At 37.0% G+C, this 23,142-nt stretch carries 19 protein-coding genes, 1 pseudogene and 1 riboswitch; of the genes and pseudogenes, 12 read left to right on the forward strand and 8 right to left on the reverse strand.

All coding sequences use genetic code 11. From position 1 onward, the window contains the following. The 4 genes and pseudogenes from G7050_RS11115 to G7050_RS11130 form a co-directional block, all read left to right on the forward strand. Positions 1 to 2,139, forward strand: coding sequence for a DUF4450 domain-containing protein (locus G7050_RS11115; RefSeq protein ID WP_166115324.1), 2,139 nt, complete (start codon positions 1 to 3; stop codon positions 2,137 to 2,139). Positions 2,140 to 2,145: 6 nt separating this feature from the next. Then, positions 2,146 to 2,973: a hypothetical protein gene (locus G7050_RS11120; protein ID WP_166115326.1), complete on the forward strand. Its 828-nt coding sequence runs from the start codon at positions 2,146 to 2,148 to the stop codon at positions 2,971 to 2,973. A 791-nt stretch (positions 2,974 to 3,764) separates the two neighbouring features. Next, complete coding sequence (locus G7050_RS11125) at positions 3,765 to 5,249, forward strand: glycoside hydrolase family 28 protein (RefSeq protein WP_166115329.1); 1,485 nt, start codon at positions 3,765 to 3,767, stop codon at positions 5,247 to 5,249. Positions 5,250 to 5,280: 31 nt separating this feature from the next. Next, positions 5,281 to 6,213 (forward strand): annotated as a pseudogene (locus G7050_RS11130) (glycoside hydrolase family 43 protein); the annotation flags it as partial. 17 nt (positions 6,214 to 6,230) lie between these two features. Here G7050_RS11130 and G7050_RS11135 read toward each other — a convergent pair. After that, on the reverse strand, positions 6,231 to 6,716 hold the full coding sequence (locus G7050_RS11135) for a GNAT family N-acetyltransferase (RefSeq protein ID WP_166115332.1): 486 nt from the start codon (positions 6,714 to 6,716) through the stop codon (positions 6,231 to 6,233). A 62-nt stretch (positions 6,717 to 6,778) separates the two neighbouring features. Then, complete coding sequence (locus G7050_RS11140) at positions 6,779 to 7,675, reverse strand: LysR family transcriptional regulator (RefSeq protein WP_166115335.1); 897 nt, start codon at positions 7,673 to 7,675, stop codon at positions 6,779 to 6,781. A gap of 112 nt (positions 7,676 to 7,787) precedes the next feature. Here G7050_RS11140 and G7050_RS11145 point away from each other — a divergent pair, with 112 nt between their 5' ends. Next, positions 7,788 to 8,381, forward strand: coding sequence for an NAD(P)H-dependent oxidoreductase (locus tag G7050_RS11145; protein WP_166115338.1), 594 nt, complete (start codon positions 7,788 to 7,790; stop codon positions 8,379 to 8,381). 107 nt (positions 8,382 to 8,488) lie between these two features. Here the strand turns inward: G7050_RS11145 and G7050_RS11150 are convergent, their stop codons facing one another. After that, positions 8,489 to 9,469: a hypothetical protein gene (locus tag G7050_RS11150; RefSeq protein WP_166115343.1), complete on the reverse strand. Its 981-nt coding sequence runs from the start codon at positions 9,467 to 9,469 to the stop codon at positions 8,489 to 8,491. 288 nt (positions 9,470 to 9,757) lie between these two features. After that, complete coding sequence (locus G7050_RS11155; protein ID WP_166115345.1) at positions 9,758 to 9,979, reverse strand: cysteine-rich CWC family protein; 222 nt, start codon at positions 9,977 to 9,979, stop codon at positions 9,758 to 9,760. Between the two features lie 331 nt (positions 9,980 to 10,310). Then, a riboswitch (cobalamin riboswitch) is annotated at positions 10,311 to 10,513 on the reverse strand. Between the two features lie 303 nt (positions 10,514 to 10,816). On the opposite strand from G7050_RS11155, the gene G7050_RS11160 reads away from it, so the two are divergent. After that, positions 10,817 to 11,413: an acetate uptake transporter gene (locus G7050_RS11160; RefSeq protein ID WP_166115354.1), complete on the forward strand. Its 597-nt coding sequence runs from the start codon at positions 10,817 to 10,819 to the stop codon at positions 11,411 to 11,413. Positions 11,414 to 11,512: 99 nt separating this feature from the next. Here the strand turns inward: G7050_RS11160 and fabD are convergent, their stop codons facing one another. Further along, complete coding sequence (fabD, locus tag G7050_RS11165) at positions 11,513 to 12,394, reverse strand: ACP S-malonyltransferase (RefSeq protein ID WP_166115357.1); 882 nt, start codon at positions 12,392 to 12,394, stop codon at positions 11,513 to 11,515. Positions 12,395 to 12,501: 107 nt separating this feature from the next. After that, on the reverse strand, positions 12,502 to 13,095 hold the full coding sequence (locus tag G7050_RS11170; protein ID WP_166115361.1) for a hypothetical protein: 594 nt from the start codon (positions 13,093 to 13,095) through the stop codon (positions 12,502 to 12,504). A 94-nt stretch (positions 13,096 to 13,189) separates the two neighbouring features. Between G7050_RS11170 and G7050_RS11175 the strand changes: the two genes are divergently transcribed. Continuing rightward, a complete protein-coding gene (locus G7050_RS11175) occupies positions 13,190 to 13,405 on the forward strand; it encodes a DUF1653 domain-containing protein (protein WP_166115364.1) in 216 nt (71 codons plus the stop codon). An 81-nt stretch (positions 13,406 to 13,486) separates the two neighbouring features. Here G7050_RS11175 and G7050_RS11180 read toward each other — a convergent pair whose 3' ends face one another. Further along, entirely contained in the window at positions 13,487 to 14,137 is a 651-nt protein-coding gene (locus G7050_RS11180) for a nitroreductase (protein WP_166115367.1), read from the reverse strand. A 12-nt stretch (positions 14,138 to 14,149) separates the two neighbouring features. After that, positions 14,150 to 15,169 carry a phenylalanine--tRNA ligase subunit alpha gene (gene pheS, locus G7050_RS11185; protein ID WP_166115370.1) on the reverse strand — a complete coding sequence of 340 codons (1,020 nt, stop codon included), beginning with the start codon at positions 15,167 to 15,169 and terminating at the stop codon, positions 14,150 to 14,152. A 150-nt stretch (positions 15,170 to 15,319) separates the two neighbouring features. Here pheS and metN point away from each other — a divergent pair, with 150 nt between their 5' ends. The 5 genes from metN to G7050_RS11210 all read left to right on the forward strand — a co-directional run bounded on the left by metN (position 15,320) and on the right by G7050_RS11210 (position 23,053). Next, positions 15,320 to 16,351, forward strand: coding sequence for a methionine ABC transporter ATP-binding protein MetN (gene metN, locus G7050_RS11190; RefSeq protein ID WP_166115372.1), 1,032 nt, complete (start codon positions 15,320 to 15,322; stop codon positions 16,349 to 16,351). A 4-nt stretch (positions 16,352 to 16,355) separates the two neighbouring features. Then, entirely contained in the window at positions 16,356 to 16,997 is a 642-nt protein-coding gene (gene metI, locus G7050_RS11195; protein ID WP_255493203.1) for a methionine ABC transporter permease MetI, read from the forward strand. A 32-nt stretch (positions 16,998 to 17,029) separates the two neighbouring features. After that, the gene (gene metQ / locus G7050_RS11200; protein ID WP_166115377.1) at positions 17,030 to 17,842 is read left to right on the forward strand and encodes a methionine ABC transporter substrate-binding lipoprotein MetQ; all 813 of its coding nucleotides are present in this window, start codon (positions 17,030 to 17,032) and stop codon (positions 17,840 to 17,842) included. 225 nt (positions 17,843 to 18,067) lie between these two features. Further along, positions 18,068 to 22,099 (forward strand): two-component regulator propeller domain-containing protein, encoded by a 4,032-nt coding sequence (locus tag G7050_RS11205; protein ID WP_166115380.1) that lies wholly within the window; start codon positions 18,068 to 18,070, stop codon positions 22,097 to 22,099. Between the two features lie 180 nt (positions 22,100 to 22,279). Next, the gene (locus G7050_RS11210; RefSeq protein WP_166115383.1) at positions 22,280 to 23,053 is read left to right on the forward strand and encodes a hypothetical protein; all 774 of its coding nucleotides are present in this window, start codon (positions 22,280 to 22,282) and stop codon (positions 23,051 to 23,053) included. Positions 23,054 to 23,142 lie beyond the last annotated feature (89 nt).

Here is a 23,142-nt window from a genome sequence, read left to right on the forward strand (position 1 = left end):
ATGAAGAAAATTATCAGTCTTCTGTTTCTTATTTATCTGATGATACCTACGGTAGGGGCATTTACTGTAGAGCCTGATCTCTCGTGGAAAAAAAAGGTGGGAGCCAGACAATACCCTAAAAATACAAAGATTTTTAAGGTGTCTGATTATGGAGCAATAGCAGATGGGACAACTTTGAATACAAAAGCCATCCAAAAAGCGATAGATGCCTGTGTTTCGTCAGGAGGAGGAATTGTTACTTTCGAAAAAGGTAAGTATCTGTCGGGCTCTTTGTATCTGAAAGAGGGTGTAAATTTTGAAGTACCTAAAGGAACCGTGCTTTTAGGAAGCACCAATATAGAAGATTACCCTGAGATAGATACACGAGTGGCAGGTATAGAGATGCGTTGGCCTTCGGCATTAATAAATGTTTTGGATCAGAAAAATGTAATGTTGAGTGGTTCAGGTATCATACATGCACAAGGTAAAGTCTTTTGGGATACTTATTGGAAAATGAGAAAGGAGTATGAGGCTAAAGGTTTACGCTGGATTGTTGATTACGATTGTAAGCGTCCTCGTACTTTATTGATTTCTAATTCTGAGGATGTGACAGTTAATGACCTTACTTTTCAACAGGCAGGATTTTGGACTATTCAACTGCTTTATTCCTCGTATTGTACTGTCGATGGGGTAATTATTCAAAATAATGTAGGAGGACACGGGCCAAGTACCGATGGCGTAGATGTAGATTCCTCGTCTTATATACTGATCGAAAACTGTGATATTGATTGTAATGATGATAACTTTTGTCTCAAATCGGGTAGGGATGCCGATGGTTTACGGGTAAACCGCCCTACGGAATATGTGGTGATTCGCAATTGCCTGTCTCGTGCCGGAGGTGGCTTACTTACCTGTGGCAGTGAAACATCGGGAGGAATCCGGTATGTTTTAGCGGAAGGATTGAAAGCAAAAGGCACGAATGTAGCTATCCGCCTGAAATCGGCAATGAACAGAGGTGGAACTACCGAGCATATCTATATCCGAGATGTTGAATTGGAAGACGTGGGTGTTGTTTTCGAAGCGAATGTTAATTGGAATCCGGCTTACAGTTATTCTACTTTGCCTAAAGAATACGAAAACAAACCTTTGCCCGATCATTGGGTGAAGATGTTGGAGAAAGTAGATCCCAAGAAAGGTATTCCATCTTTTACTGATATATATGTTTCAGATATTCGGATAAAAGATTCTCACAAGTTTCTCGAAATTTCCGGAAATAAGGATACTTATATGCAGAACTTTCACTTCGATAATATTCAGGGAGATGTAGAGACGTTGGGTAATATTGCTTTTGCGAAAAATATGGAGTTTCAACATATAAATGTCAAAGCAAAAGACAATGGGCCTATAACTATAAATAATAGTACACATATAAATTATCCGACAAGTATAGTAGGTAATGCTCCTTTCGCATATCAATTGAGTGGTAAGAGTAACAACGCTAAAATACTATTAGATAAATATCCCGAATTAGCTTTCTATTTTCCAGAAATGGGTGGTAACTTAAAATTCGGAATTATATGTACACAAGCCGATAAATGGTTTGGTGATTTTAAAGAAATAGATGTGAAACAATCTGATAACAGATCGTTAGTTTATACGCTATCCGACCCGATATTGGGAAAAGGAAAATTGGTTATAACAGTCATTTCACTCTCTCAATCGGACGGTGTAGTAATAGAAGTGAATCCTGTGGATATTCCTCAGAACCTAAATCTGTTTTGGTCGTATGGAGGTGCTTATGGTAAAATATTATCAGAAAACGAACATGGGAGGTTAAAACCCATCTACTGCCGTAACAATGTTTTTAGTGTCGAACAAACAGCTTTTACTTTATATCATGGCGAAAGTATGAGATTGAGAACCATCAATGCCGTGATGCCTGTTACATCCGAAATTCGTTTGTCGGATGTCCATGTACAAAAGTCACCACAAGCGTTTTTCGAGTCGGGAAAGAAAACCGATTCTCCTGCTTTGGCTGCTTCTTTACCTTTGATGAACGGTCAGAAAGAATATTTCAGTGTCTATAAGCAAAACGAAAAAGCCGATTATAATCATTTTATGTTGCCGGATTTATTCAAAGAAGAATCTCAAAAGAAATAATGGCTTATGAAATGGTTGTTGTTAGGATACACACTTGTTTTCATGTTTTGTCGGGTTCAAGGGCAAACGGAGCCGATGGTATTTAAGGTATTCTGTTTCCCTTCCGATAAAATTCCCCGAATTGATGGTGATACTCATGATTGGGATATTGTTCCGGCGAGTTATACTATCGGAATAGATCAGATGACCGAAGATGAGGGAAAATATTCCGAATCCAATAAGTCAACATTGGATATTCAGGTGAAAGTGGGATGGTCTGAAGGTGAAAATCGTTTATATTTTCTATACGAAGCCTATGATAATTACTGGTCGTTTTCGAGAGATGATCTGATGGTTGATATTTTTGAAGTCGTAGTCGATGGAGATCGTTCAGGAGGACCTTTTATCGATAAGTTTTACCCTTTCAAAGATATTACGAAAGAACAGGCGTGGGAATTGTTTCACGGTCGGCAGGCTCAAAACTACCATATTTATACACCTCCAAAGAAAGACGATTGGTGTATGTATTGGGGACCTCAGCAATGGCTGAAAGAAAAGCCCTATTCGGATTATGCCTATAAATATGATGTTAAAGAAGGAGAAAGCGGAAAACTGACACTCGAATTTTATATAACACCATTTGATTATGCTTCGCCAAAGGGTAGTAAGTTTTCGGTCGAATCCGAATTGTATGCCAATAAATTAATCGGTCTCTGTTGGGCAGTAATTGATTACGATAATAACGAGGGTAAACCCAAAGATGGATTTTGGAATCTGTCTCGTCAACATACGATGTACGGAAATGCAGATGAATTGAGGGCTTTTAGATTAATGCCTTTGGAAACTGTTGAATAATGCTATCAGTATTCTTTGTCGTTAGTAATAAATGCTTTTTTACTGACGCACCCTGTCGGGTTTGTCTTTCATTTTGCCTTGATGCAAAACGAAACAAAAGATCAAGACTGAGCCTCTTTGCCCGACCCGATACGTGCTTCGAAAGCGAAAACAAAAAAATACATTTGACTTTGATTTCTTTTTGTTTTTTACGCTTTCCTCCCACATCGGGTACCCCGTGCAACCGGCAAGGTCAGTAGCCTTACGGATGATAGTCGTTACGTGCGTCAGCCCCAGTGCATCAGTGGCACAGCCGTTGGCTGACAAGCAAAGCAGGCGTAAAACTAAACGTGCCGAAAGACAATAAGTTTAGTTTAGCCCGCAAGCTTAAGTCAGACAGGCGAGCCACGCAGCACAAAGCCTTTTTTGATTCCTTTTGCGGCTTTGGGCAAAAGGAATACAAGCAATCTTTGATTGCGCGTAGAAAAAGACAATTTAATTGAACGTTTTCTATAATCCAGTTGCTGATTTTATAAATTTTGTTTTATTTATCTATACAATAGCCGATTATATCGAAAAAAGAAGACGAAAAAAATAGATACTGAAAAAGTGTCACTTTTGTCACTTTTGTAATCTTTTATGAGCTTTATTATTGATATATAGTAGTTTAGTGAATGAGTAAAAGTGACAAAAAATAAACACAGACTGTAACCTTTTTATGTAGATTGTGTAGAAAATGTTGCCATTGAGAAGATATGTCACTTTTTTAAGAAACAGACTTGTAACCAGTAATTTGTAACTATTGATTAGATATGAAAAGAAATATATTCATCCTTATTATTCTATTCAGTTTTGTTTGTAATTTGTTTGCATCAACATATAATGTACGTGATTATGGAGCAAAAGGGGATGGAAAACAAATAGATTCTCCTGCCATAAACAAGGCGATTGAGGCTGCCACTGCTAATGGAGGCGGAACTGTTTTTATTCCTGCCGGAACGTATGCAAGTTATTCGATTCGATTGCAGAGTAATATACATCTGTATCTGGATGCAGGATCAGTTATTATGGCTGCCTATCCCGAAAAAGATAGCGGTTATGATTTGGCTGAGGAGAATGAACATAATCACTTTCAGGACTTTGGACACAGTCATTGGGAAAACAGTCTGATCTGGGGTATAGGTCTCGAAAATATCACGATAAGCGGACAAGGTTTAATAAATGGACAAGGCTTAACCCGTGAAGAAAGCCGTTTACCCGGAGTTGGGAACAAAGCAATCAGTTTGAAACTGTGTAAAAATGTAACTATCAAAGATGTTTCGATGCTTAATTGCGGACACTTTGCATTGCTTGCTACAGGCGTTGATAACCTGACGATCAGTAATGTAAAAGTAGATACCAATCGCGATGGTTTCGATATAGACTGTTGCCGCAATGTACGTATTTCCGATTGTTCGGTAAATTCGCCTTGGGACGATGCTATTGTTTTGAAAAGCAGCTATGCACTAGGATTTTTTCGGGATACCGAAAATGTGACTATAACCAATTGCTTTGTAAGTGGATTCGATAAAGGTTCGTTATTGGATGCTTCTTTTCAACGAGATGAGCCACAGGCTCCTGATCAGGGCTATGTAACAGGACGCATAAAATTCGGCACAGAATCGAGTGGAGGATTCAAAAATATCACCATTTCGAATTGTACATTTGAACGATGCAGAGGCTTGGCTCTCGAATCGGTAGACGGTGGAAGCCTCGAAGATATTACCATCACCAACATTACTATGCGTGATATTGTAAATGCTCCTTTCTTTTTGCGTTTAGGCTCTCGTTTAAGAAGCCCTAAGGGAACACCTGTGGGGAATATCTCACGAGTAACGATCAGTAATGTAAATGTTTATAATGCCGATTCTCGTTATGCAAGCATAATAAGCGGAGTACCCGATCATCAGATTAATGATGTTCAATTGAGTAATATTCGAATATTGTATAAAGGTGGAGGTACAAAAGAAGATGCGCAATTACTACCTCCCGAAAATGAGGCTCTGTATCCTGAGCCTTGGATGTTCGGAACCATTCCGGCTTCGGGATTCTTTATCCGCCATGCTAAAAATATCGAACTGAATAATATACAGGTCGATTTTATGAAACCCGATTACCGCCCGTCGTTGTGGGTAAAAGATGCAGAGAATATCCGATTAATAAACTATCGTTCAAAAGTAGCCAAAGGTGTAGAGCCTTATGCCTTGCACAATGTAGATGGCTTTAAAGAAGAGTTGAGCGAAGTCACAGAATTTTAAAGTCTCAAGTAGCTAACAAGATATTACTGAAATGAAAAAAGAAAATACTCCTTTTATTGTTTTTATATTGGCAGGATTGCTAATGACGAGTACTATAAGTGGTACTGCCAAAGATATTTATCTGTTTTCTTATTTTACAGGAAAGTCGGAAACAGGTCTCCATTTGGCTTATAGTTTAGATGGTTTAACATGGACTCCGCTCAATGACGGCAAAAGTTATTTACTTCCTGCTGTTGGCAAAGATAAATTGATGCGTGATCCAAGTATAGTACAAGCTCCCGATAAAACCTTTCACATGGTTTGGACTACAGGCTGGCACGATAACAGTATAGGGTATGCTTCGTCTAAAGACCTGATTAGTTGGTCGGAGCAAAAGGCTATCCCTGTGATGACTCATGAACCAACCGTTAGAAACTCTTGGGCTCCTGAGTTGTTTTATGATGAAGCGAGTATGCTTTATTATATCTTCTGGGCATCTACTATCGATGGACGTTTTAGTGAGGTCGGTCCATCGGAAGACGGTTTGGATCATCGTCTGTATTATGTGACAACTCCCAATTTTAAAACGTTCTCGGAAACGAAGCTTTTCTTTAATCCTGATTTTAGTGTGATAGATGGAGCTATCTTAAAGCGAGGAAAAGAATACTTTCTCTTTGTGAAGAATGAGAATAAAACACCTGTCGAAAAAAATATCAGAGTGACTGTATCAAAGGATATAAATAATTTTCCGACAGAAGTATCTGCTCCCATAACAAGAAATTGGGTCGAAGGACCTGCCCCATTGCAGGTAGATGAATATATCTATGTGTATTTTGATCAGTACCGTGAAGGAAAATACGGAGCTGTACGTTCGAAAGATGGTAAAACGTGGGAAGATGTTTCGGACTTGGTTTCTTTCCCCAAAGGAATACGACACGGAACGGCTTTCAAGGTTTCGGAAACTGTATTGGATAACCTTTTGAAAAATAGTAAATGACTGTTTTATAGAATCAATTGCCAAAACTCAACATCAATAAGCTTGTTGAATTTCAATCCTGATTCTTTGAAATTACCTACTAGTTTGAAGTTAAACTTCTCGTGTAGTTTCTGGCTTATCGGATTGGGTAGAGAAATAACCCCTATCAACGAGTGTATGTTTATTTCTCTGGCTTTGTTGATTAGTTCGGCATATAGAATCGAACCAAGTCCTTTTGCCTGAGCTTTTTCATCTATATAGACGCTGGTCTCCAAAGTAATGTCGTACGCCGATCGTGTTCGCCAGTTGCTTAAGTAGGCATAGCCAACTACATCGCCGTTTTCTTCATAAACTATGTAAGGGAAATTTTTGGCAGTGATATATTTGATCCGTTCAGTAATGTCTTTTTCGGTCACCAACTCTTCTTCGAAAGTGATTATAGTATCTTTTATATATGGATTATAAATCTCTGCTATTCTCTTAGCATCCGATAGTTGAACATTGCGTATCATATTAATACCGTTTTAATATAAGGCGATAAATTTTCGCTAAAGTTATAAAAAGGACTTTTGTATTACTCGAATTCTTTGATAAATATTTTTTGCAGTGTTTCTAATTCCTTTGCATAGATTGTCTTCTTTCGTTGAGCAAAATATAAGGTGTTCTCTAACGGAACTTTTCCTTCCCAAACTAGTCTTACACTGTTGTTTGCAAATTGCTCTTTAGCCAGAAAATCGGGTACAACAGCAAAGCCTTCTCGATTGGCTATGGAACGAAGAATTGAACTCTTATTCGGGACAATAAAATTGGGCTTAAAATCGGGTCTTTTCTTGAAGTTCTGAATCCAGAAGTTTCTCAGGTGTTCCATGTCGCCTGTTGTACCAAACCAAACTTGATTGTTGAGCCATTTTTCAGCTCCTTTCAGATCGCCCTTTTCGATGATCTTATTAAATTCCGAGATATTGCTTTTAGCACCTGCAACTAGTACAATTTTTTCTTTCGAAAAAGGAGTGTATTGCACATTCAGCGAATCGTCTTTCTGTGGAGAGATAACAAAGTCTAGTAAACCTTTATCCAGATCTCCCAGCATTTGAGGGTACATACCAAACTTAGAGATCAAATCAAAAGGCAGTTCGCTTATATACGGCTCCAGTACGTGTTGAAATGTCTCGAAGCACATACCGATACTTATGCTTGTTTTATCCGAATTGGCATTTCTGTAGAAATGTCTTTCAGCAGCTTCCAATTTGTCTACTCCTTCTACAATAGAGTTGTAAAGGATGTTCCCGTGTTCGGTTGCTACCATTTTTCGGGTTCCTCTATCAAACAGTTTGTATCCGATATGAGCTTCCAACGATGTCAGATGTAAACTAACTCCGGGCTGAGATATGTATAGCTTGTTTGCAGCAGCCGTAAGTGATCCTGTCTCGTATATTGCTTTGAATGTTCTGAACCATTCAAGATTTACCATAAATTTTATATATTATAATTGTGATACAAATATATGAATTATATTATTTTGATTATTAATTAATCCTCTCTATTTTTGTATCGTAATTATAAAAAAGATCAATATTAAGGTTATGAAAAAAATATTTGTAATAAATGCAGGTCAAAAATTGGGCGAATCGGAAGGTCAACTGAATAAAACATTATCAGACTGGACTGCCGGTTATTTTAAAAATAGTGGAGAATATGAAATCAAATTTACCGATATAAATAGCGAGTATAATTTGAGCGAAGAGGTCGAAAAGTTTGTTTGGGCAGACGTAATTATTTATCATACACCTATCTGGTGGTTTCAGTTACCTTTTGGCTTTAAAGAATATATTGACCGTGTATTTTCCGAAGGTCATCAAAAAATCTATGTGTCTGATGGTAGACGTTCGGCGAACCCTACACGTAATTATGGAACAGGAGGGGCTTTGCATGGCAGAAAGTATATGTTGACTACAACGTGGAATGCTCCGGAAGAAGCTTTTACAATTGAAGACGAATTTTTCAGACAACACAGTGTGGATGATGGGGTCATGTTTGGATTTCATCAAATGAATCAGTTTATAGGATTATCTCGAATAGAGAGCTTTCATTTTTATGATGTGATGAAAAATCCACAGATAGACCATTCAAAAGAAATATATCTCAAACATTTGGAGAAAATAACACCTTCTCTTTAAACAAGAATTTATCTAACTAACCTTTGTTTGCTAAAGGATATCTTTTCGAATATCAATATGTAGATTGAAAAAAGGTCGGGACTAATTTTAGTCCCGACTTTCCTTACTTATGTATTTCCCATGCTAAGGGCTAGATCGCGTTGTTGATTGAAAAACCGGATACGTTCCATTTCTCCACTCTCCGAAATTAAGGTAGAATACCTTTTAAGAGAGTCTATCCATTCTTTTTGGATGTTACAAACAGTCAGGTTCTGAGAGTCTATAATGTTGATGGAAAATACCCTTAAGAAACTATTTTCACTACCCCCGTATTCGAAATGTATGTAGGAAGACTCTAAGTCGATATTCGATATATAGATGCTTACCTCTGTCCCTGTTCTCTGCGTGCCTTTTGCAGCTATAGATTCAAGTTCAGATATCATCTCCATTAATTCATTCTTGATAAGTTTGACATCTATATCTGATAATAAATTTAGTTTATAAAAATAATTGACATCGCCAATGAACGATTTAAACACATTCTGATCCATTATAAAAGTTGTGTGTGAAATGTGTCTGTGTTCGGCTACAAACCTTTTTTCAGTATCTGAAATTTTTAGAGGAACCACCATGTCCTTATAAGTTCCCATATGAGGGGTTGCCTGCATTTGATATATCCACCTGTATAAACGAAATTTGGCAATATGCCGATAAGGAAGATAAAACATATAAGGCAAACTGTTTATCGCCAGTCGTGCTTTGGAGTCCTCAGATTTATGCATTTTTTGAAATAGCCGAATACAATGTTCCAGTTTTTCACAGTAGTAGTCGAGAGGATTCTTTTGTTCGTTCAGGTTCAAGTCTAAATCTAAATCGTAGAATGCATGTTTCGAATTTTTTATATTTACAGTATTATCCAGTGAAATAGATAACTTCGAAGATATCAGGAATGCTTCCTCAAGAGTAAAAGGAACGTCTCCTCTCAGCCGGCGATAGACTGCTTCTTTACCCATCGAAAGTATGTCCATAAGGAGATTCGCTATATTGATATCGTCTGATACATTATTTCGGATAGCCGCAACGAGTTCATCGTTTAGTTGATTTTTCATAAAAATATTTCTATTGCTGAACAGAGAATTCTGTAGATCAGTATAAGGTTGATAAAAGTACAGAATTTCATTTAGCCTCTTTGTAGTGCAGGAGCCCCATTGTCCTAAAAAGGATTAAATGATGTTGTAGAGGGTATAGAAGTTTTAATTTTAGATTTCGTTTGTTAATAAATTCGAAGATTTATGCGGATTCTTCTTATATATACTCTTTTCTTGAAAAATAAAAGACACTCTTATACAAGAGTGCCTTTCGTTATTTCGGTAAAATGCAATGTTTCTTTCAAACAGTCAAACAGTCTTTTTTTTATTTAGAAATTTAGGATTTATTCCAATATTATAAAATGTGCTGTTTGCTACTTCAAGACATGTAGGACAAAGGCATCCATCATATGTATCTTTAACATAATCGCGTAAACCTATCGCTTTATTGGTTTTGGAGCAATTGCATAATTCAACTCTGTCTTCTCTGCATCTGAATGATGTCGAACAACGTGGACATATTTTTTCCATAATTGTAATTTTTTAGTTTGTTATTTAATTTAGGTCTCAGGCCTATTTATTATCTATTCCAGAATAATATCTGCTTATCAATATTTTACTTGTCAAAGCAATAAATAGTTCTGTGAACTTAAGATACTTTCTGTACTTCCTATTTATGAAGCTTTGCTTCTGTAAAATTTTTTCGCTTTTTCGGATTGTTGGGTAAGTATAAATACAGACTTGTAGATAACGGAATATACATAACAAACATCCCCGAATGTGAGATGATGTATATAAATACCAATTAAATAATCAAAACTGAATTTTACTTTGTGCTGAATTGTCTTTAATCCACGAAAGACAAAACTATTATTTTATCGGCAGGTCTTCTGACTTACTCTGTCTTTTAGAACATCCTTCCCGTTTTTCAACAGTGGTTTGAGATTTGTTCTTAGACCGGTGTAGAGTTTACAGCAGCGGGTCTGTTCAGGATTTACACCTGATTCCCTTTTCATCATTTATCCGAGACAACGGATCAATGACACCAATAATTAATAACAAAGTTGTGAATAAAAAATGAGAAAGTTGTTCAAAATGGAAAATTAGTTATTAACAATATTGAAAAATGTTTTCCAAAAAGAAAATTATGTGTCGTATATCGCTCTGTTGGATGTCTCCTTTATCTTTCAGTTTTATGAATAAAATTCAAACATAATCTTATGGAATCAACTTTTTTGAGAGAACGTAATCTGTAGAATAAGCAACATAGGTAAACGTGATAAGAGGGCGTGCTTTATAGATTCTATGATTGGAGTGTTGCTGTAACTTTATATTTGCTATTTTTGCGCCTTCAATTAAAAATTATAAATGGAAACAAAAAACGTGAAAATTGAAGTTGCCGATCCTACCACACTCGGATTGTTTGGTTTGGCGATTGTAACACTTGTAGCATCATCTCAAAAGATGGAATTGACTTCAGGTCTTTCTTTGGTATTACCTTGGGCTATATTTTTGGGTGGTATTGCACAATTAATAGCTTCTTTATTTGATTTTAAGCATAACAATTTATTTGGAGCGACAGCCTTTAGTGCCTACGGCTTATTCTGGATTGGTATGGCTATGAGCTGGTTGATCAAGCTTGGTTGTTTTGGGGATACATTGGCACAGGCGGTAGATGTAAAGCAATTGGGTTTTGTTTTTGTCGGGTATATGATATTGACAATTATCTTTACTATATCAGGACTTAAAATGTCGAAAGCGATGTTTGTTCTTTTACTTCTAATTGTAGTCTTATTCTTAGGGCTAGCATTAGACTCTTTTGGTTGTGGTCATGTATGGCATGCGGTAGCAGCTTATGCAGAGTTGGCTATATCGTTGCTTACATTCTATGTATTAGCAGCAAAATATTTGAATAGCTTTTTCGGTAAAAATATTGTGCCTGTAGGAAGTCCAATATTAAAATAAAAAGTTTATTTCAGTTGAAATAAAAAAAGGCATCTCTTTCGGGATGCCTTTTTTATTATTTAGTGTAAGCAGAGTAATAAATAATCTGCGATTTTGATCTTATTGTTTTCCGCTGGTAGCAATTTCTTTATTGATCTTTTTAACAAGACCTTGAAGAACTGATCCCGGTCCTAGTTCTACAAATTCAGTAGCACCGTCAGCAATCATATGTTCAGCCGATTGAGTCCATTTTACAGGAGCAGTCAATTGAGCAATCAGGTTTTTCTTGATTGTAGCAGGTTCTGTTTCAGCAACTGTTGTTACATTTTGATATACAGGGCAAATAGGAGCCGAAAATTCAGTTTCGTTAATTGCTTTCTCTAATTCTTCTTTAGCCGGATTCATCAATGGAGAGTGGAATGCACCACCAACACTAAGTTTTAGAGCACGTTTAGCACCAGCCTCTTTTAATAATTCGCAAGCTTTATCGATACCTGCATTTGTGCCCGATATTACAATTTGTCCGGGGCAGTTATAATTTGCAGGCACTACCACCTCGTCGGTAATAGAAGCACATATTTCTTCTACTTTTTCATCGGGTAAACCAAGTACGGCAGCCATTGTCGAAGGATTCAATTCACAAGCCTTTTGCATAGCTAATGCACGTTTGTAAACAAGTTTCAAACCGTCTTCGAAAGACAGAGCGTTGGCTGCAACAAGTGCCGAAAATTCTCCTAAAGAGTGACCGGCAACCATATCAGGTTTAAATTCTTCACCTAAAGTTTTAGCAAGAATTACCGAGTGTAAAAATATAGCTGGTTGGGTTACCTTAGTTTGACGCAAGTCTTCGTCTGTACCACTGAACATTAAATCTGTAATGCGAAATCCAAGAATCTCATTCGCTTTTTCGAATAAATCTTTAGCTACAGGAGATGTTTCATACAAGTCCTTACCCATTCCTACGAATTGTGCACCTTGACCCGGAAATACAAATGCTTTCATATTGATTATAATATTGTTTAATATTGATTGGCAAATTTAATAAAAAAGATAAGAATATACATCTTCTATAATTTAGTGAAGAAAGTTATTGGTGTAAGTCTCTGTTATTAATCGAGATCCATAAACTGTATAATAACTTCTCTATTGTCGTCAGGATATGTGGCGTGAAACTGATCGATAGTTTCCTGCATGTCTCTTATTGTTATTTCGGGACAATCTTCGCCCGGAGTATAACTTTCTCCTATAGGTATGGCAAACGAACCGGCCATGCTGTTATTGCCCATACCTATACCCAGAGAGAACCCTTTCTTTATTTTATCTCTATCGGTAGGAGTCCACTTCATGAAAATATCTCCTACATAATATGCTTTATCTGCTTCTGTTAAAGATAGTGTAAGACAACTATTGGTGAGTATTTTGCGGAAAGTACCACCGTCTTTATATTGGATAAAATCAGTAAGGCTGTTTCCTGTTTGCATTTTGAGGCAGAAAAAACCGTCTTTTCCAACTTTTACTTTAGCTGTGCCTCTGGGGCTCCTCAGAAAATTTAACTCGATCTTTTCATGATCGATTTCCGAATCGTTATCTAAAATAAATCGTCCGAATACTATCGTTTCATTGGGTTTTGTTTTTATCGGCTTACTACTGCTGCATATCATAAAAGTGGATATCGCTAATATGAGTAGGATAATATTCTTCATCTTGTTTATTCTGTTGAGATTATATTGCAAATGTAATAAAAAGGTCCGGTGCTAGGAAAAACTCTTTTATATTTGCAGCTTAATTATCAAATCTATGGATTCAAAATCAAAGGAACGTTTCTTTGTACATTTTAAAGGAAACCGTTATAAATTTATAAGCCTGGCTAAAGACAGTGAAACTTTAGAGGATATGGTTGTTTATCAAGCGTTATACGGTGAGTATGGTATTTGGGTAAGACCTGCATCTATGTTTTTTGGTAAAGTAATAGTCGATGGAGTAGAGGTCGACCGGTTTAAAGAAGAACTTTAAAGTAGTTTACAACTATAAGTCAATAAAAAAAACAGCCTCCCATTTCTGAGAGACTGTTTCTATTGAGGTGATTGTTTTTTCTCACTTTACATATTGCACTTTACTTGTATCCCTTGTTTTAGCTTCGGGACTTTCGTTTTTATATCCGATGGCAATACCAAAAGCCACTTCGTGAGTATCGGGCATATTGATTTCTTTCAGAAACCCTTTGGCATCAGGATCGTTGAGTATACTGGCCATATTACCAATAGTACACGTTCCTATGTCCATGGATTCTGCACTTAATAATATATTTTGAGCCAATAATCCACAATCGACAGCGCTATATGGATTACTTTTATCTTTAGCTACAATAATAAGAGTAGGAGCTCCATGAAATACGCTGAAACCAGGTTCTTGAGAGCGTGCGGCACTACCTTTAAGTTCTTTACCTTTTGCTTTGTCGACAAAGCTATCATTAATTCGTTTCAAGAGATCAGCATTTTGAATCACACGTACTTCCCACGATTGTCTGTTTAAGGCACTGGGAGCGTTGATTCCGCAATCGATAATAGTATCTAGCTGAGCTTGATCTATTTGTTCGGGTTTGTATGATCGGATGCTTCTGCGGTTTTTAATCGCTTCTACCACTTCATTCTTATGTTCTGGTGTAATTCCCATAGTTTCTTTTTTGCTTTCTTGACAAGAAATAAAAAATAAAGATCCAACAAATAAGAGTAATAGCTTTTTCATATTCTACTATTTTTACTGGGCGTTTTCGAATTGTTTTAAGAAACGAACATCGTTTTCAGAGAACATACGTAAGTCTTTCACTCTGTATTTTAAGTTGGTAATACGTTCGATACCCATACCTAAGGCATATCCAGTGTATACTTTACTGTCTATTCCGCAATTTTCAAGAACGTTTGGATCGACCATTCCGCAACCCAATATTTCTACCCATCCTGTGTGTTTACAGAAAGGACAACCTTTTCCTCCACAGATATTACATGAAATATCCATTTCTGCACTAGGCTCGGTAAATGGGAAATACGAAGGGCGAAGACGTATTTTAGTATCTGCACCAAACATTTCTTTTGCGAAGAAAAGCAATACCTGTTTCAGGTCGGCAAACGATACATTTTTATCGATATAAAGAGCTTCTACCTGATGGAAGAAACAGTGTGCACGGTACGAAATAGCCTCGTTACGGTATACACGTCCCGGACAAATAATACGGATAGGTGGTTCTTGTTTTTCCATCACACGGGTTTGTACCGATGAAGTATGCGTGCGCAATACTACTTCGGGACTGCGTGCAATGAAGAATGTATCTTGCATATCGCGTGCAGGGTGATCGTCAGCAAAATTCAATGACGAAAATACATGCCAGTCGTCTTCAATCTCGGGGCCTTCGGCAATTGAGAAGCCTAAGCGTTTAAATATATCGCAGATTTCTTTTTTTACCAACGAAAGAGGATGGCGGCTACCCAATTGTATCGGGTAAGCTGTACGGGTAAGGTCTATCGTTTCGTCCGTAGAACTGGAATTTTCCAGATTCTCTTTCAATTCGTTGATTCTATCCTGAGCCTTGGTTTTAAGCTCATTCAGTTTTGCTCCTAATACTTTTTTCTCTTCTGCTGCTACGTTTCTAAAATCGTCCATAAGGACAGAAATCGCACCTTTTTTACTTAAAAATTTGATACGCAAATCTTCCAGCTGTTGTGTATTGGCAGCCTTTATCTCTTCTATTTCAGATAGTAGTTTGTTTATTTTATCAATCATCAGATTAAAACTTAGTCTTTATACGATATTTAATCACAAAAATACACTTTTCTTTTTTAAATAGAGAAACAGTCATTCAATAAAGCCCTGTGACTTTAATTATTTTTTGTTACTTTGCTTTTCAAAAAGATCGAAAAAAAGGTTAGCCAAATGATAGAGCTAAAAGATATAACAAAAGTATTCAAGCAAAAAGACCGAACCACAACTGCACTTTCCGAAGTATCTTTATTTGTTCCCAAAGGGAAGATTGTAGGAGTAATAGGTGAATCGGGAGCAGGAAAAAGTACGCTTATTCGTTGTGTGAATTTGTTGGAACGACCCACTTCGGGAGAGATATACGTTGACGGGCAAAACCTTACCCGCATGTCGGAATCGCAGTTGGCAAAAGCACGAAGAAATATTGGGATGATATTTCAGCATTTCAATCTATTGTCGTCACGAACAGTATTCGATAATATAGCATTTCCTCTCGAATTGGATAAAACTCCCAAAGCCGAAATAATTACACGTGTAAAAGAATTATTGGCATTGGTAGGTTTGGACGAAAAAGCAAACGATTACCCGTCTAAACTGTCAGGAGGTCAAAAACAGCGTGTAGCCATTGCCCGAACTTTGGCAAGTAATCCTAAAGTATTGTTGTGTGATGAGGCAACCAGTGCCCTAGACCCTGCGACAACACGTTCGATATTATCGCTGCTGAAAGAAATCAATAAACGTCTGGATATAACCATTCTTCTAATCACGCATGAAATGGATGTAGTAAAAGAAATCTGTGATGAAGTTGCCGTTATCAGTGACGGACAACTGATAGAGCAGGGAACGGTTGCCGATATTTTTTCGCATCCCAAGCAAGCTTTAACCAAGCAGTTTATTGCATCGTCTTTGCATATGGAAATACCTGCCGATTATCAGGAAAATCTGGTTGCTCTGCCACAAGCAGGTAAGCATCCTTTGTTACAGCTCGAAATAACAGGGCAGTCGGTAGATGCACCCGTACTATCGGAGGTGGCACGTTTATTCGATATCGACAGTAATATAATTAATGCTCGCATGGATTACGTGGGAGGAATGAAATTTGGAGTTATGCTTGTTGAATTTATAAGTTCCGCCGAAAACGAGAACCGTGCGATAGAATTTTTGAAAAGTAAAAATATAAAAGTGGAGGTACTGGGTTATGTCTGATTCGATGATAGAAATATTAATAAAAGGAACTTGGGAAACCATCGTGATGACATTTGTTTCGGGTTTCTTCGGCTTTGTATTGGGACTGCCTATCGGCGTCTCGCTTTTTATAACCAGCAAAGGACAAATCAGAGACAATAAAACGGTGAATAAAACATTGGCATTCTTTGTGAATATATTCAGGGCAATACCATTTATTATACTTATTGTTTGGATGATACCCTTTACCCGCTTGATCGTAGGTACATCTATCGGTGTAGAAGCAGCATTGGTACCGTTAAGTATAGGTGCAGCTCCGTTTATAGCCCGTATGGTGGAGAATAGTTTGCTCGAAGTACCTTCGGGACTGGTCGAAGCATCACGAGCCATGGGAGCTACCCCCTTTCAGATCATCCGAAAAGTATTGTTGCCCGAAGCTATGCCTTCGCTTATCAATTGTGCATCTATCACTTTGATTACTCTTGTAGGATATTCAGCCATGGGCGGAGCTGTGGGTGCAGGAGGTTTGGGACAGGTAGGCTATCAATATGGTTACGTAGGCTATGACACTACCGTGATGAATGTAGTATTAGTACTTTTGGTGGTATTGGTATTTATTATTCAGACCTTAGGCAACTTTATTTCAAAGAAAGTAGATCATAGATAAAATTTTACTCTCGAATAACATAAGACTTTAAGATGAGATTAAAAATAGTTCAGATATTCGTTATATGTATTGCATCCGTTATTTTGCTGAACTCTTGTGGACGCAGACGAAAAAACGACCCTAATTATATTCGTGTAGCAGTAGTGCTTGGACCCGAATATATTGTAGCCAAAACAGCTCAGAAAGTAGCAAAAGAACGCTATAATCTCGATGTTGATCTGGTTACACTTACCGATTATGTTGTGCCCAATACATTGCTCGATCAAGGCGATATTGATGCCAATGTATTTCAGCATGTGCCTTATCTCGAAAATCAAATGCAAGAGCGAGGCTATAAACTGGCGGTTGTAGGCAATGCCTTTGTATATCCTTTAGCCGGTTATTCGAAGAAAATAAAAACATTAGCCGAGCTAAAAGACGGCAGTACGATAGTCATACCTAATGATCTGACTAACGGTGGTCGTGCCCTTCTGCTGATGCAAAAACAAGGACTTATAAAACTTCGTGACAATGTCGGCTTTATTCCCAAAGTAACCGATATTACAGAAAATCCCCGAAACCTGAAAATCGTGGAGTTGGAAGCTCCTCAACTGCCTCGTGTTCTGGATGATGATAAAGTAACAATAGCTATCATAAATAATACTTTTGCAGCGGGTGTTGGGCTGACATTGGAAGACGGTATTTTTGTAGAAGAGAAAGATTCCCCATATGTTAACGTGATTGTGTCACGTGAAGACAATAAGGATGATGATAGGGTAAAACGATTTGTAAAGGCTTTTCAATCGGATGAAGTTGCAGAAACAGCCAGACGTGAATTCAAAGGCGGAGCTATTAAAGGTTGGTAATCAATGACTAAATATTTTTATCTTTTATCATAACAAAATAAATAAACAGAACTGAAATTTGACAAAAACGCTCTAAATTCTAAACAAAATCTTATCTTTGAGTGTAAGTCTCAGCCAATGTTTAGTATGAGTACGGCTTTATCGTCTTTCAGATAAAGCTTTTACACTGAGGCTGTAAAATGTATAAGACCTTAATCTTCGTATCCGGACTTTTTATCTAGTGTTATGAAAAAACTAATACTTTCTCTATTATTTGCTTTTTCCTGCATGTTTTTGCACTCTATATACTTTAAGCATATAGGTGTAAAAGACGGTTTGTCGCAACTGTCGGTTCTGAGTATTCATCAGGACAAACTGGGGCGTATTTGGTTCGGTACAATGGAAGGCTTAAGCATCTACAATGGGCAGGAGGTAGTCAGTTATAAAGGAAATAATACTTTGCCCCGACTCAATATTCAAGGCGAGAAAATAACCAATATTACGGAAAATAAGGATGGTGATATATTCTTCATGACCAATGACAACGGACTGATGAAGTATGACCTCAAGCAGCATGAGTTTTCGAGGTTTGACGGACTTGAAGTTTCAGCACTTTCATCCATTGACGGAACCATTTTTATTGCCTCAAAAGATACCATATACACTTGGGATGAGAAAGCTAATAATTTTCTATTTAAGTCAGCTCCCGCTTTAGGAAATAAAATAACTAAGATTTTCAAAGACCATCAGCAACAATATTGGATAGGAACTATCTCGGGCTTATACAAACTGTCTGCCGATAATACCCCTGTGAATATTATAGCGGATAAAGAAATATGGGAAGTTTTCGAGAGTTCGAAGAATGAGCTGTGGGTAGGAACACGCATGCAGGGTATGTTTAGAATAGATGCAAAAGGAGAAATAACCGAGTTTCTACACGATGCCGGATCACATAATACTATTAGCAGTAATCAGGTCAGAACCTTTGTCGAAGATGCTGCAGGAAACATCTGGATAGGAACTTTTGCCGGCTTAAATAAGTACAATCCTAAAACACAAGTATTCAGCGTTTACACAAATAATTATCTGTCGGGTAGCCTTTCTCACACTTCCGTGTTTTCGCTCTTAATAGATCGGCAGGGTTCATTTTGGATAGGAACGTACTATGGAGGCGTTAATTTCTTTAATCCCAAGAAAGATATTTTTACATATTATGCGGTGGATCCCCTTCGGGACAATTGCCTGAACTATCCCTTTGGAGGTAATATGGTCGAAGATCGCGATCGCAATATCTGGATATGTACCGAAGGAGGGGGATTGAATATGCTGGATCGGAAAACAAATCGATTCAAATACTATATAGCCGATCATGGCGATTATGGTCCTAATCATAATAATCTGAAAAGTATCTGTTACGATTCTATTTATAATAAGCTGTACATGGGTACCCATACCGGAGGTATAAGCAGTTACGATATTTCGACCCAAAGGTTTAAGAATTATCTGAATGAACCGAGCTTGGATGGACTTTTTCACTCTATTCTTTTACAGACTGTATTTTATAAAGGCGACCTTTATTTTCTGGATACCTACGGGTTATTTAAGATGGATATCAAAACAGCTAAAATAACACCCTTATTTGCCCTCGATTTATATTCAAAATACGGAGGAGTAAGCTTTATTGTCGATTCGAAAGGATACTTGTGGATATCTACTTTCATGAATTATATAGCCCGGTTGAATCTCAATGACCCATCAGAAGGTATAAAAGAATATTACTTTGAAGATAAGTTTACTACAGCACGATCTCTGAATCTTTTTGAATCGAAAAAAGGGGATATATATGTGACGACTTTAGGGCTTGGTCTCCTCAAATTAGACAAGCAAACAGGCACGTTTGCTTCTTACACAGCCGAAAATGGACAATTGTTGAGTAATTATTGTTATAATGTAGCCGAATCTAAGCTCGCGCATTTAATTGTAATCGGAGATAAAGGAATTTCTATTTTAGACCCTGATAAAGGACTACTAAAGTCTATCAGTATCAGCCGTTTATTGCCTATTTCTTCATTCAATAGGGGCAATGGAATACTGGTTTGTAAAAATGGCGAAATATTTGTCAGTACAACCGAAGGGCTTATCTCTTTTTTCGAAGAAGATTTGTACTCGCCCGACCCTCCTTATAATCTGTACTTCTCGAATCTCTTTGTCAATAACAATGAAGTCTTGCCCGATGATAACTCTCATATTTTGGATGATATATTAGCATATACACCCAAAATATCTTTAGATCATAACCAGAACAATTTGGCAGTCACTTTTGCGAATAATGATTATGCCAATTCATATAATCCCCGTTGGTATGAATACAAACTCGAAGGACTCGATGATGATTGGATCTCTACCAATAAGACATCTTTGGTTTATACTCATCTGAATCCCGGAAAGTATACTCTGAGAGTGAGAACGCAAAATATTTATAATCCCACCGATAACAAATCGGACGAAATACAATTGGAGATTGTTGTACATGCTCCTTTTTATGCGACACCATTTGCATGGATTGTATATATGCTGATTTTTGTATCGTTGTTATACGCATTTATTTATTTCAGGCAAAGACAAATAAGACTGGAAGCTTCGCTTCAATATGAACGGAAAGAAAAAGAATATATAACCTCTTTAAATAAATCGAAGCTCTCGTTCTTTACCAAAATTAGCCACGAATTTCGTACACCTCTTACGCTTATTATAACTCAGATCGAGTTGCTGATGCAAGGCAATGGATTGTCAAAATCGGTGTCGGATAAAATACAGAAAATATATAGGAATTCTCATCGAATGCGTAATCTGGTGAATGAAATTCTTGATTTTCAGAAAATGGGAGACGTGAAAACACAATTGCATGTTTATCATGCAGATCTAATTCCTTTTCTGAAAGATATCTATTCCTCCTTTAAAGAGAAAGCACAAGCCAAAGAGATTAAATATTGCTTCGAGTCATCAGTACCAAGTTTGTACTGTTGGTTTGATCCGGAGCAATTACAAAAAGTATTTTACAATCTGTTATCCAATGCCTTTAGCTATACCCCCAAAAAGGGAAGTATAGAATTAATAATACTGGAGTCGAAAGATGAAATAACCGTAAAAGTTATCGACAATGGAGTGGGGATTGAAAAGGCAGATATAAACAAAATATTCGATCAGTTCTATCAGGCAAGCAATAGTATTAAGGCAGAAGATCCGTATATGACAACAGGAATGGGACTTGCCATTTGTAAAGAGATTGTAGAGTTTCATCACGGAAAGATTTCGGTTGAAAGTAAGCCCGATTATGGAAGTATATTTATAGTTACTTTTCTAAAAGGGGCAACCCATTTTGAGAATGATAGTAATATTAAGATAATCAGGGATGGATACGAAGCAGTTAAAGAAGATACAATGCCCTTAGTAGGAATTACCGAAAATGATCAGCTCGAAAGTGAAGGAATCGATACCATTTCCGAGGTTAGACCCTATACTATTCTGATAGTGGAAGATAACGAAGAATTATCGGAACTGTTGGAGTCTATTTTTGCACCCTTCTATAATGTAATGCTTGCATATGATGGAAAGGACGGGTTGCAAAAAGCAACTGATAATATGCCCGATATTATATTGAGTGATATTATGATGCCCGAAATGGATGGAACAGAATTATGTCTGCGAATCAAAAATAATATAAATACAAGCCATATCCCCGTAGTTTTACTGACGGCTCAGACATCGGATGAGCAGAATCTGGAAGGTTTGCAAAAAGGAGCAGACGATTATGTTGTTAAACCATTTAATGCCAAAATATTACTGACCCGATGCAATAATTTAATACAAAATAGATTACGTCAGCAGGAAACTTTCCGAAAACAAGATTCGATTGATATTCAACTTTTGGCAAATAATGAGCTGGATCAGGCTTTTCTGAAAAAAGTAGAAGCAATCATAGATGTTAATTTAAGTAATCAGGAATTTGATATAAATACCTTAGCACGTGAGATGGCTATGGGACGCAGCTCATTGTTTGCCAAGTTTAAAACTCTTACCGGAATCGGACCCAATGAGTTTATTTTGAACTATAAATTGAAGAAAGCAGCATTTATGTTGCGTCACAATAGCAATCTGCAAATAAATGATGTCGCCGATGAATTTGGTTTCAGCTCGGCACGCTATTTCAGTCGTTGTTTTAAGCTTCAATTCAATATGTCGCCCAATGAATACCGTAAAAAAGAGGCCGATAATTGATGAAAAATACACTTGCATTAGTTTGCTGAAATTCATTTTTGTGAAGGTATCCCTATATTTGTAATTCATTTTTTAGTGAGTCTATGCAACATTATTTAAATAGCACAGTCTCTTATAATGTATATTAATTAACCAAAGTCGTAAATAAGTTCAAGATCTTAATAACCAACATTATTAATTATGAAAAACAAATTCCTTTATTATTTTATTATGTCCTTTTGCTTTGTCGGATTTATGTCTTGTAGCGATGATGAGGATACCAGCATTCAGTTTTATGCCAGTTCGGAGAAAGTGAACACAATATCTGTCACTTCTATTGGCGAAGCATTTGTAGAAGTACGTAATGTAAATGGTACATTCTCGGTTAAATCTAATAACGAAGCTCTTGCAACAGCATCTATAAATGAACATTCGGTAATAAACATTAAAGGGATTAAAGAAGGAACAACCTCCATAACGGTAACCGACAGTGAAAACCGATCGGCAACATTAAATGTCGAAGTTATTACTCAAACGTTATCTCTATTGGTCACTAAGCACGAAACATTAGTCGAAGCACTTAACCCTACAACCGGAGATCAGGCAGCTATTGATAAAATAAAAGCAGAAATAGACGGTAAATTAGTCCCTGTGGGAAGTGGCTATAAACTGATGTACACCTCAGATTATACAGGAAACTTAATATATTATCCCGATACTAAAAAGTTGACAGAAAAAGTGAATGGTACATTCAAATGGGATGGTAATGAAGTTTCGGGAAAAAGAGTTCTCAAACTTTATTATAATGATAAGGAATTTGTTTACTCATTTGGTACAGATTTAACTGTCAGAACATCTACAGCACCTCCGATTTTTCTAATAATAGATTTTACAGATGCATATAGCCAGATGACAAAGCCTAAGATAACTAAAGCCGTGGGCGGATTACTTGTGATGAGTACCACTAGCTTTTAACTTAACATAATAAGTATATGCTCAATGGGGTTGTCCTTTCCGGAGGACAATCTCATTAAGCAAATATACAGTACTTTAAAGAGGGTACT

Origin of the sequence: Dysgonomonas sp. HDW5A, from assembly GCF_011299555.1 — a bacterium.
GTDB lineage: Bacteria > Bacteroidota > Bacteroidia > Bacteroidales > Dysgonomonadaceae > Dysgonomonas_A.